This window comes from Prevotella sp. HMSC073D09 (genome assembly GCF_001814145.1).
Classification (GTDB): Bacteria; Bacteroidota; Bacteroidia; order Bacteroidales; family Bacteroidaceae; genus Prevotella; species Prevotella conceptionensis.
Window position 1 is genome coordinate 1 of record NZ_KV815141.1, and the last position, 12,374, is coordinate 12,374.

Sequence of the window (12,374 nt, forward strand, 5' to 3'; positions counted from 1 at the left end):
TTTTCAATTAGATACATTTTAGAAATCATCTTGCGCGGTGATTTGCCCTATTTTACACCATGATATGACGCAGATTATTGTCTCCTTTCAAAAGAACAATGGGGTAAGCTCCGTAACCTATTGACTTTCTTTCATTTATTTCACAATAAAATTTCATGTATATTCAGAAAGAAAGTGGGTTCTTTGGGCTTAATTTTCCATTACTTTCATCGACCGACTAATTAAAACAGACACTTAGAATTGCATAACATAAGGAGATGATTTGGTTAAAGGGACGAGGCTATAAGCATAAAAAAGAGGCTGCAGGGATAATTCCTTGCAGCCTCTTTTCTTTTGAAGCAGATAATTTATTTAATGAACTTATGCGATGCAAGCATATTCTTTGGATCGAGGGCCTCGTCAAGTTCTTCTTTCGTTAGCAAGCCTTTTTCGAGTACAATGTCGTAAACGGAGCGGTTAGTCTCAAGGGCTTCCTTCGCAACCTTTGTGCTATTCTTGTATCCAATGTATGGATTGAGCGCGGTAACGATGCCGATTGAGTTCTTCACCATCTCGTAACAACGCTCCTTATTGACGGTGATTCCGAGTACACATTCCTCTGTAAGCGTGTCGATGGCATTGTGCAACCACCACAGACTTTCAAAGAGACACTCGGTGATAACAGGCTCCATGACGTTCAATTCAAGCTGACCTGCCTCGGCAGCAAAGGTGACCGTGACGTCGTTTCCGATGACTTTGAAGCACACTTGATTGGTAACTTCGGGGATAACGGGGTTCACTTTGCCCGGCATGATGGACGAACCGGGGGCCTTGGGTGGCAGGTTTATCTCGTTCAAACCGCAGCGCGGGCCTGATGCCATGAGTCGGAAGTCGTTGCAAATCTTGGAGAGTTTCACGGCCAAACGCTTCAAAGCGCCACTGTAACTGACGTAGGCTCCGGTGTCGGGTGTGGCTTCTACGAGGTCGGTTGCAGAGACAAAAGGCTCTCCGGTGAGCTTGCTCAGGTTGGCCGCACACAGCTTTGCGAAGCCCGGAACAGCGTTCAAGCCTGTCCCGATGGCTGTTCCGCCCATGTTGATTTCGTGCAACAGCTTGACATTACGCTCCAAATTGAGGACTTCCTCCTCTAAGTTATTGGCATAGGCATTGAACTCTTGGCCCGCAGTCATGGGCACTGCGTCCTGCAACTGCGTGCGTCCCATCTTCAAAACGTCCTTGAACTCTTCGCCTTTATAGCGCAAAGCGCTGATCAATCCCGTCAGACTTGACACGAGACTTTTGTTCATTCGAATGAGAGCAAGGCGGATGGAAGTGGGGTAAACATCGTTGGTACTCTGCCCACAGTTCACATGATCGTTGGGATAACAGTATTGATAGTCTCCCTTTTTGTGTCCCATTATCTCGAGAGCACGGTTGGCTATCACCTCATTGGCGTTCATATTGACCGACGTTCCGGCTCCTCCTTGCATCATATCGATGGGGAAGTTCTCGTGCATCTTACCGTCGATGATTTCCTGACAGGCCTGACTGATGGCGCCAGAAATCTCATCATTGATGACACCGAGGCTGTGATTGGTCTGCACGGCAGCCAGTTTTACGTAGGCAATGGCCACGATATAGTCGGGATAGTCACGCATCTTCTTGCGCGATATGTGGTAGTTGTTGATGCCACGCTGGGTCTGTACGCCGTAATAGGCATCGATTGGTACTTTGAGTTCGCCTAAAAGGTCGGACTCTACTCTGAATTTTTCTTCTGACATAGGTGTTGTTTTTGAAGTGTTTACTATGGAATGGAGTTATCTTTACTATCGAAAGGTGCTCCGATTCCGGTAAATAAATAAATTCTTTTGATTGCTAAGAAGTCGGCTCTTGCCGCAGTTTGTCACGCCTATCCTGCCCTTTCGCGAGGAAAAGTGAGGCATAGGGGCCGACAAGTTGATGGAGATGAAAGCCCCCATTATATATAAGGTATAGACGTTTTGCTTCGATTGACTCGTTACTCAGCACTGATGCACAGCACGATTCACGTTGGAAAGCGCCCTTTTCTGTCGTGAGAAGGGACGACACCGACAACGCATTCGGCAGAGAAATCAACTGAGATGATGCCATATAAGCAATGATAACATTTTATAGAAACAAACTTTTTGTCTCGTTCTTGAATACAAAGATAAATGAAAAATGTCATAACTTATTTACAAAATCCTGCATTGTTTTTGTAAAAAAGCAAACAAATCATCTCGTCTTTTCAAAGGAGTTATAGAGAAGTTTCGGTTGTATGATGCACCGCATAGTGTTTTATTTCAGCATGCTGTAAGCCAAATGATAACCCACACTGCATTCAAAGGCAAAGACCATAAAGGAGGATTAAAAAATACAACAAGTGAGATGCGCTCATAATTCCTATGATTTTGTAGCGTAATCTGAGGCAAAACGCACGACGAAATGAGGCAGATTGCAAGATGATTAACCTCACTTTACATTATATGAAAATAGAGTTAAAGAAGCAATTAATTTCTATCTATTAAGTCTTTTTAATGATAGATTTACAGCAACCTACTTAAAAAATCTATAAATTTGTATTTAATTCTTGAGTCATTAGTAAAAGATAATCGGATAACCCATTAGTTAGGTATGAAGAAAGAGATGCTGTTGATGGCTATCATCACGTTGATTGTAGTCACAGGATGCCGCAAAAACAAGGAAAACAGCGACCAAACGGTCTACGCAGTAACGTCTCCTTGGGTAACCAATACACAAGTTTCAAAGGACTATGTGGCCAATATTGAATCGCGAAAAAACATAGAAGTACGCGCGCAGCAGGAGGGAATCTTGCAGCAAGTCTATGTCACAGAAGGGCAACAAGTGCGAGCCGGTCAGCCGCTTTTCCGCATTTCGATTGTTGGAGCGCAACAGAATGTGGCGCGGGCAAAGGCAGAAGCCGAGCAAGCACGCATTGAACTGCAAAACACAACAACGCTAACGAGGGGGCAAATTGTTTCGCCCAACGCACAAAAGATGGCTAAAGCGAAGCTCAATGCAGCCTTGGCAGATTATAAATTGGCCCAGATTCAAGCACGATTATGCTTAATCAGCGCCCCATTTACAGGCGTTATAGGAAGTCTTCCGAAAAAGATTGGAAGCTTAGTGCAGGGAGGTGACTTGCTCACTACACTATCCGACAACTCGTCACTCAACGTATATTTCAATATCTCTGAACCCGAATATATAGACTATCAGCAACATTCGGCCGAACGAAATAAACTTCCTTTGACGCTGATTCTTGCCAATGGAAGCGCCTTTTCGGCTAAAGGCTACATCCAAAACATAGCTGGTGAGTTTGACAGTAGCTCTGGAAATATAGCTCTTCGTGCCCGCTTTGCCAATCCGAAAGGTTTGCTTCGCAATGGTGAAACAGGCACAGTGCGCATCAATATGCCTTTACACAACGTGTTGGTAATCCCACAACAGGCCACGTATGAAGAGGAAGACCGCCGTTATGTGTTTGTTGTTGATGGCGCAGGCTATGCACATTCACGCGAGATTAAAGTGGCATTTGAACAACCAGAGGTGTTTATTATCGCCGAAGGAGTAACTGCCAACGACAAGATTCTATTGAGTGGAGTGCAGAAAGTGCATGATGGTCAACACGTAAAGACGCGTTATTACACACCAAGTGAAGCCATGAAGCGTGTTCAACTGAATGCCGACTAAGGCTTTCAGGTGGCTTTTCATCACGCTTTACAACCGAAAAAAGTTCTCACATCGTATTATTTCATGATGAGAATAACCATTTATAAGAAGAAAAAAAGACGCTAATAAACAGTCAATATGTTTCAAAAGTTTATTCGAAGACCAGTACTTGCCATCGTTGTTTCATTGGTAATCGTCTTCATTGGCATTCTTTCGCTGTTCAATTTACCCATTACTCAGTTCCCATCTATATCCCCTCCAAAGGTTAATGTGGTAGCCGATTATCCGGGAGCCAACAATGAACTGATGATTAAGTCAGTGCTTATTCCTCTTGAACAGGCACTGAATGGTGTGCCGGGAATGAAGTATATCGAGTCGGATGCAGGCAATGACGGCGAAGGAGAGATAAATATTGTCTTCAAACTTGGTACAGATCCAAATGTCGATGCTATCAATGTGCAAAACCGAGTGTCGGCAGCGACCAACAAACTACCGCCAGCTGTTGTGCGCGAAGGAGTGAAAATATCTCGTGAGGAGCCTAATATCCTCATGTATATCAACCTATATAGCGATGATCCTAAAGTCGATCAGAACTTCCTTTTCAATTATGCGGACATAAATATCTCCCCAGAACTCGCCCGCGTTGATGGCGTTGGAGATCTTGATATCCTTGGAACGAGGAGCTTTGCCATGCGTGTTTGGCTCAAGCCTGATAAGCTTACAGCCTATGGTTTGTCTGCAAGCGACATCACAGATGCCTTACAACAGCAGAGCATTGAAGCCTCTCCAGGCAAGCTTGGGGAAAGTTCGGGCAAGCATGCACAAAGCTTTGAGTATGTGTTGAAGTATCCGGGACGTTATACAACGCCTGAAGAGTATAGCAATATTGTCGTGAAATCAACTCCTGATGGGCAATTTATCAGACTCAAAGATGTAGCAGATGTGAGCCTCGGGAGTGAGGTTTATGACATATATTCTACGTTGAATGGTCACCCGTCTGCAGCCATAACACTGAAACAAGCCTATGGATCGAACGCGCGACAAGTTATTCAGAACGTCAAGAAAACTATGGCTCACCTTCAAAAAGACATGCCAAAGGGCATGCATTATGAGTTGAGTTACGACATCAGTAGATTCCTTGATGCCTCTATAGAAAAGGTAATTCACACGCTGTTTGAAGCCTTTATACTCGTTGGTTTCGTTGTATTCTTGTTCCTCGGAGACTGGCGTTCTGCCCTCATTCCATGCCTTGCAGTCCCTGTTTCGTTAATAGGTAGCTTCGCAGTCATGAATGCTTTCGGCATAACGCTTAACATGATATCGCTCTTTGCCTTAGTAATGGCGATAGGAATCGTGGTCGATGATGCCATTGTGGTAATCGAAGCGGTCAATGTGAAGATAGCCCAAGAAGGCTTAGAACCTTTGGAAGCCACGCAAAAGGCAATGAAAGAAATCAGTGGAGCCATAGTAGCCGTGACGTTGGTTATGGCATCTGTGTTCATTCCTGTAGCCTTTATGGGTGGCCCAGAAGGCATGTTTTATCGGCAGTTTTCAATCACAATAGCTTCTGGAATCGTGCTTTCGGGCTTCACAGCCCTAACACTTACGCCCTCGCTTTGTGCGCTAATATTGACTCGAGAGCGTGATAACCACATCAAAAAGACGTGGCTTAATCGTGTACTTGATAAGTTTAATGCGGGCTTTGACAAAGGAATCGGCGGCTATCGCAACGTGCTTCAACGCACTGTTTCGAGGAAGATTATCACACTTCCGCTGTTACTTTTGTTCTGCATTGGAGCCTTCTTTATCAACAATTCGTTACCATCGGGCTTTATTCCTCAAGAAGATCAGGGCATGATTTATGCTGTAATTGAGACGCCACCTGGTGCTACTATTGAGCGAACGAATAAGGTTGCACATCAACTTGCGAGTATAATTGCAAAGGAAGATGGCGTAGAAAGTGTGTCTTCTTTGGCTGGATATGAGATCCTTTCTGAAGGAACCAGCGCCAACTCTGGTTCGTGTTTGATTAATCTTAAGCCTTGGAAGGAACGCAGTCGGACGGCAAAAGAGATCATCAATGACCTTGAAAACAAGTGCCAACAAATAACAGATGCCAACATAGAATTCTTCGAACCACCTTCTATTCCAGGCTATGGTGCGGCGTCAGGTTTCGAGCTTCGACTCCTCGATAAGACTGGAAGTAACGACTATCATGCTATGGAAAAGGTCAGCAAGAGCTTCGTTTCAGCTCTTAATAAGCGTCCAGAAATAGGCTCAGCCTTTACCTTTTACTCGGCCAGTTTCCCTCAATACATGCTCCGAGTAGATAATGATATCGCCGCACAAAAAGGCATTACGCTCGGTACAGCCATGGATAATCTCTCCACATTGATTGGTTCTGACTACGAGACGGGCTTCGTTCGATTTGGTAAGCCCTATAAGGTCATCGTGCAAGCCGACCCAAAATATCGTGCTTTTCCACAAGACTTGATGCAGTTAAATGTTAAGAACAACCAAGGTGAAATGGTGCCTTATGCCGACTTCTTACACATGGAAAAGGTATATGGAATGAGTGAGATGACGCGGCATAATCTATATAATTCTGCCGAAGTTACAGGCTCAGCAGCAGCTGGATACAGTAGTGGTCAGGCCATCAAAGCTATCGAAGAGGTGGCTGCTTCGACGCTACCTCACGGCTATGATTACGACTTTGCCGGCATCACTAAAGACGAAGTAGACCAAGGAAACCAAGCGTTGATCATCTTTATTGTATGTTTAACGTTCGTCTATCTCATCCTTTCAGCACAATATGAGAACTTCCTTTTGCCACTTCCAATTATTACTTGTCTGCCCGCAGGCATCTGTGGAACGTTCATTTTCCTAAAACTCACGGGATTGGAAAACAACATCTACGCCCAAGTTGCTATGGTCATGCTGATTGGTTTGCTTGGAAAGAATGCCGTGTTAATGGTAGAATATGCCGTGCAACGCCACAACTTAGGCAAGAGTATACGTGCAGCAGCCATCGAAGGTGCGGCAGCTCGCTTCCGTCCTATCCTCATGACATCGTTCGCTTTCATAGCCGGCTTGCTGCCATTAGTATTTGCTCATGGTGCAGGGGCTATTGGAAACCGAACCATTGGCACGGCAGCTGCAGGTGGAATGCTATTCGGAACATGCTTCGGACTCATTCTCGTTCCGGGATTGTATTATATCTTTGGGCGCATGGCCGACCATGTAAAGATGGTTCGTTACCAACGAAACAAGCCATTGACTGAGGAGAAAGACAAACAATATAAACTTGAAAATGATGAAAAGAAATAATATTTTCCTTCTTATTCTGCTTGCCATCGGAGTGTCATCTTGCAAGACTCCCCAAGCGACGCAAGTCAATAGCCGCACACGTTTGCAGCTACCCACGCAATATAATGGTGATACGCTGACGGCGAAGACTATGCCTACGTCATGGAAAATGTTTTTCACCGACCCACAACTCACGGCACTTATCGACTCTGCTTTAGCCAATAATCAAGACTTAAAGATAACATTGCAGCAGATAGCTGTGGCAAAAAGCGGAATGATTGCAGCCAAAGGAGCCATGCTTCCATCGCTTTCCGTGGGGGCTGAAGTAGGAGTTAGCAAGGCCGGACGATACACAAGTGAGGGTGCTGGCAATGCTTCTACCGAGATGACTCCTGGAAAACTCATCCCCGATCCACTCATGAACTATCACCCTGGCTTTGCCTTTGACTGGGAACTCGACCTCTTTGGCAAGTTGAAATCAAGCAAAAAAGCGGCTGTCGAGCGTTATTTGGCAACCTTAGAAGGACAGAATGCCGTGCGCGCTTCATTGATTTCACAGGTCGCAAGCAATTATTATACCTTGTTGGCCTTAGATAACAAGCTCACACTTATACGCAAATATATCGATCTTCAGCGTCAGGCGGAGAAGATAGCTGAGATACAAAAGGAGGCCGATAGCGACACAGAACTGGCTGTTGAGAAGTTCAAAGCAGAGCTTGCAAAGGCGCGTTCGCAGGAGTTTGCATTGAAACAAGAGATTACTGAATGTGAAAATGCACTCAACTTACTGCTCGGTCGTTACCCAACGCCTATTCAACGAGATGCCAAACAGTTGTTGAATGAAGACGTGAAAACAATCGTTACAGGACTTCCTTCCAATCTCTTGAGCCACCGACCCGATATCCGTCAGGCTGAACATGAACTCGCTGCAGCTCATTGGGACGTTGAAACGGCGCGCAAAGCCTTCTTGCCTTCGGTAAACATTAGTGCCACTTTAGGACTTGAAGCCTTTAATCCTACCTACCTAACGCGTATGCCAAAGTCGCTCGCTTACAGTGTCGTGGGAGGACTAACTGCACCACTTATCAACCGAAAAGCTATCGAAGCTAACTTCCAACAGGCTGACGCCGCACAGCTACAAGCCTTATATGAATATGACAAAACACTGCTCACAGCCTATTCTGAGGTATGTACGCTACTGTCAAAGAACAAGAATCTCGCCGCCTATTATGCGTTAAAAGAGGAAGAAGTGAAGACTTTGGAACACTCGGTTGAGGTATCTCGTCAACTTTATATGAACGGACGAGCTACTTATCTCGATGTACTTGAGGCCGAACGCGACACACTTGATGCCCAAATGGAACTGCTTGAAACTCGTCAACAGCAGCTTTCCTGTGTCGTAGACCTATATAGAAGTCTTGGAGAATAAGGCTCATCAAACTCAAAAGCAAGTGATTTTTTGAAATGATTTATTCGTAATCACGAAATTTTTCAGCGGAAAACATATTGTGATTTTGATTTAGGTATGCTTATAAACAAGAACCATCACATTATGTTTCTATATAAAACGCATTGAGAAATATACATATCAACACTATCGGTGTTGCGTTTTTTCTGCGTAATCCGCCATGAATCCCCTCGTTATAAGCGTAATAGACATTTCGAACAAATTTTCATTTAGGATAATAATAACTGCTTATCTTAAATGGGGAGTTGTTTAAGATTGTATAAAAGGGAGGAGGTGGGATTGGATAAAGGGAAAGCCCCTCGCAATGCGAGAGGCTGATGTGCGCCCGTAGGCGACGGGCGGCTTTTGTCTTGAATGGTCAACAGATAACCACGCCTAAATTCTTTCTGCAGCTCGGCGGATGCGGTCACTCAGATCGAAAAGTGAGCCACGGAGATGCTCTATCTCTTCCTCATTGAAACCGCCTGTGCCACCATTGCCGTCGATACCGTTTAATTTGTGGTAGAACCACGATGATGACTTGTGGAAGTATCTATTGGCAAAGTCCATCCACGACACGGACAAGTTGATGTCTGCCAAACGCTGCTTCATATCGCTGACTACTACCGGCTTTCTAATAACTGTTTCCATTGTTGTATTCCTTTCTTTTATTAAAGCTCCTCCCCTTTTAGGGAGAGGCGGTGTTTTGTTGTTAATAGGGTTGGCGAAGCATTGAGTAGAACTTCTCGATGATGATTTCCAGTAATCTGGGATAACCGTTAGGATAGGAACGGTTATAGTTTCTCATCTGCTCAATCAGGTCTCTTTCCTTGAGTGTAACCTTCATTGTTTCGGTTTCTTGTTTCATATTCTGTTGTTTTATTAAGACAAGACAAAGATACTATAAAAAATCGTATTGCCTAAACGTTTACTATAAAAATTTGTAGTAAAGTTTGTTTTTTAACAATATTTTATTCGTACTGCTCGCTTTTTGTGCCTTTATTGGAAAAAATCATTGAAACTGTCCCCATGTAATCTTTGAAACTGACCCTATGTAGTTATTTTATAACTTTTGTTATTAGCGTTCATCTTTTCTGGCTTCTCAATCGTATCTTCTTTTGCCAGTTATTACTATTGTTTATTTTGCAAAAATAGATATAATGAGACCTCTGCAAAACTCCTCATATAATTTGTCTTTCTTAAATCTTTTTTGTACCTTTATGGTATGAAACAAAAGTTATCCTCTCCCAGTTTTGCTGACCTATTCCTTGGGCAAAGAAAGATCAAGCAGACATTCTTTTCACAAATAAACACAGTCATTGATTGGGCACCCATTCGTGCTATAATAGAAGTGGCTTATACAAAAGGTTATAAGTCTACTGGCCGGCCCAGCTATGACAGCCTTATTTTATTCAAGATAGAATTACTCCGTACCTGGTATGGTCTGAGTGACGGAGAAGTTGAAGATCAGGTTAACGACCGCCTGTCTTTTAGCCGTTTTGCAGGTCTTGGTATGGAAGATCTTGTTCCTGACAGTACTACTGTGTGCCGTTTTCGCAACATTCTTGTTGAAGCGGATTTGTATGATACGCTTCTTGCAGAGTTTAATCGGCAATCGGAAGCTAAAGGAATCATTGTTAAGCGTGGTGCCATTGTTGATGCCAGCATTACGAATACTCTCCGTCGCCCCCGCGGAGGTAAGAGCTATGAGGTTGTTGAGGACAGAAAAGAGGATGAGAACATGGAGGTTTCGGAGAAAGCCATGCTCAAAGAAGTTGTCAAGCCTAACGTAGATATAGAAGCCCGTTGGGTAAAGAAGATGGGAAAGCCCCACTTCGGTTACAAGCGTCACACGGTAACGGATGAGAATGGAATGGTGCTTGCCGAGGAAACGACAGCTGCCAATGAAAGTGATATGAAACACTTAGAAATACCCCTGAAGAAAGCCAAGCTACCACGGAAAGCACTTGTTTATGCCGATAAAGGATATGACTCGATGGAGAACAAAGAAACCCTCAAACGTATGAAACTTAAAAGTCGTATCATGCATAAGGGAACAAGAGGACATGAAATTACAGAAAGGCAGCAGCGTATCAACGTTGCGATAAGTAAGATACGCTACAAAGTAGAACGCACCTTTGGTTCCATGCATAGATGGTTTGGTGCAGGAATAGCAAGATACGTTGGACTTTCAAAAACACATGCGCAGCATATAATGGAGTCCATTGCCTACAACTTATACCGAACACCAGGGATTATGGTGTCAAATTGTATCAGATAAGGGGAAAATACACCGATAAAAGATTATTATCTACTCAAAAAGTAACCTCCAGCGGCATCTTTTGGTCAAAAATATTCATTCTTCTAAAAGTATATGGGAGAAAATTGAGAGGGTGTAGGTTTTGCAGAGGTCTCATATTTCCAATCTTATCAAGGTAAAGGATGATGCATGGGTACTGATTACCCAAAGTCTTTCTTATCTGGCAAGGGAGGCATTTAAGCGTTTCTTCAATCCCAAATACCACATTGAGGAAAGGGCAATTAAACTCTTAAATCTGATGGAGAATGATAGGAAAATGTAGAGCAATTGCACATGGCAGCAATGCGCTGGAATATATTTTTAGAGAGGGAAAACTCGGTAAAACACTTCTCTTTCATAATCTCTGTAGAACAACACCAAAGGAAATTTACGAGGAAATGAAGATAGTGAACGACTATAACACCCGGTGCAGAAACAAATTCCTCCGCATTGAAATCGGTATAGCACCGAAAGATGAACCAAGATTGAATTTAACCTCTGTCCGTAATCTTGCGTCAAACTTTGCAGGGCGCATGGGGCTTGCCGACCATCAATGGGTAGCGGTTACACACAAAGACACCGACAATATGCATATCCATATCATCGCCAATCGCATTAGTCTGTATGGCAACGTTTATGACACTACCTTTGTGAGCAACAAGGCAGCGAGGGTCGCAGAGGAACTTAGCCGTAAGTACGGCCTGACCATTGCAAAGGAAGTAAAGGCGGAAAGACAACACCAAAAAGCAAAGGCCAATCCTACGAGAGAACAGACCAAGCAACAAATACAGAAGATTTGCTATGCCCTACTTGAAAAATACAAAGGTACAGGCATCACAGGGCACTCCATGTTCCTCTACGACCTTAACAAGAGTGGTGTAATCATAGAACGTTTGAAGAATAAGCAGGGCAAAGTATATGGTTTGAAGTTCTCCTACTGTGGCCAGACATTCAAAGCTTCCGAAATCGGCAGGGAGTTAGGTTACCGCTCCTTGCAAAAGAACTTTGGATCATACAATAAAGCCGAAACAAAGGAGACGATAACAAAAGCTCACACAATAGCAGACAAGACTACAAAGAATAAAGTTCAATCAGATACAGGCTATCAACTCGTCCCTCCCAGCCGTTCGTGCATACTACCGAAAAATACAAATGATAGTTCATCTATTGCACAAGCCGTAGGAAATGTAGCAAGCACCGCCTTGAATGTAGCCGAAGAAATGATTTCGGGAGCAGGTGGACTTATCAATCCACAGACACACGGTGATGATTATGCCGAGATGGCATGGCAACATAAACTCATAAACCAAGCCAAGAAAAAGAAGAAACGAGGAAGAGGTATATAATGGATAGCTCTTCTCTATTTCCAATCACCAAAAAACTCAATGATGACGCAAATGAACGAAATTCTTATCAAAAACGCTTGTTATTCAAAGCAAATGATTATCTTTGCAAACAGAATAACAAGCGTTCTTTGTTGATGTAGAAACATGCGACAGAAAGCACTTCGCTCGTTTCCAAATCGTTACCTGTTTAGTTTGTATCACAAGGTAACTTCTTCTTTATCAATTAGATACATTTTAAGAATTATCTTGCACTGTGTTTTGCACCAAAACGCACTGTATTTTGCAC

8 protein-coding genes are annotated in these 12,374 nt (G+C 43.6%); 5 read left to right on the forward strand and 3 right to left on the reverse strand.

All coding sequences use genetic code 11. The features are described 5' to 3' along the window. Positions 1 to 347 precede the first annotated feature (347 nt). Positions 348 to 1,760, reverse strand: a complete 1,413-nt coding sequence (aspA, locus tag HMPREF2955_RS13710; RefSeq protein WP_070723977.1) for an aspartate ammonia-lyase — start codon at positions 1,758 to 1,760, stop codon at positions 348 to 350. 871 nt (positions 1,761 to 2,631) lie between these two features. On the opposite strand from aspA, the gene HMPREF2955_RS13715 reads away from it, so the two are divergent. From HMPREF2955_RS13715 to HMPREF2955_RS13725, 3 genes are all read left to right on the forward strand, one after another. Then, positions 2,632 to 3,711, forward strand: coding sequence for an efflux RND transporter periplasmic adaptor subunit (locus tag HMPREF2955_RS13715; RefSeq protein WP_004372869.1), 1,080 nt, complete (start codon positions 2,632 to 2,634; stop codon positions 3,709 to 3,711). A gap of 117 nt (positions 3,712 to 3,828) precedes the next feature. Next, positions 3,829 to 7,017, forward strand: coding sequence for an efflux RND transporter permease subunit (locus tag HMPREF2955_RS13720; RefSeq protein ID WP_070694296.1), 3,189 nt, complete (start codon positions 3,829 to 3,831; stop codon positions 7,015 to 7,017). Then, entirely contained in the window at positions 7,001 to 8,425 is a 1,425-nt protein-coding gene (locus tag HMPREF2955_RS13725; protein WP_070723978.1) for a TolC family protein, read from the forward strand. The genes HMPREF2955_RS13720 and HMPREF2955_RS13725 overlap by 17 nt, the downstream gene beginning before the upstream one ends. 414 nt (positions 8,426 to 8,839) lie before the next feature. On the opposite strand, the gene HMPREF2955_RS13730 is transcribed toward HMPREF2955_RS13725, so the two are convergent. After that, the gene (locus HMPREF2955_RS13730; RefSeq protein WP_004373772.1) at positions 8,840 to 9,094 is read right to left on the reverse strand and encodes a DUF5053 domain-containing protein; all 255 of its coding nucleotides are present in this window, start codon (positions 9,092 to 9,094) and stop codon (positions 8,840 to 8,842) included. A 61-nt stretch (positions 9,095 to 9,155) separates the two neighbouring features. After that, the gene (locus tag HMPREF2955_RS16370) at positions 9,156 to 9,311 is read right to left on the reverse strand and encodes a hypothetical protein (RefSeq protein ID WP_168166906.1); all 156 of its coding nucleotides are present in this window, start codon (positions 9,309 to 9,311) and stop codon (positions 9,156 to 9,158) included. Positions 9,312 to 9,668: 357 nt separating this feature from the next. Between HMPREF2955_RS16370 and HMPREF2955_RS13735 the strand changes: the two genes are divergently transcribed. After that, positions 9,669 to 10,724 (forward strand): IS5 family transposase, encoded by a 1,056-nt coding sequence (locus HMPREF2955_RS13735; protein ID WP_070723979.1) that lies wholly within the window; start codon positions 9,669 to 9,671, stop codon positions 10,722 to 10,724. Positions 10,725 to 11,008: 284 nt separating this feature from the next. Beyond that, a complete protein-coding gene (locus HMPREF2955_RS13740) occupies positions 11,009 to 12,088 on the forward strand; it encodes a relaxase/mobilization nuclease domain-containing protein (RefSeq protein ID WP_070723980.1) in 1,080 nt (359 codons plus the stop codon). Positions 12,089 to 12,374 lie beyond the last annotated feature (286 nt).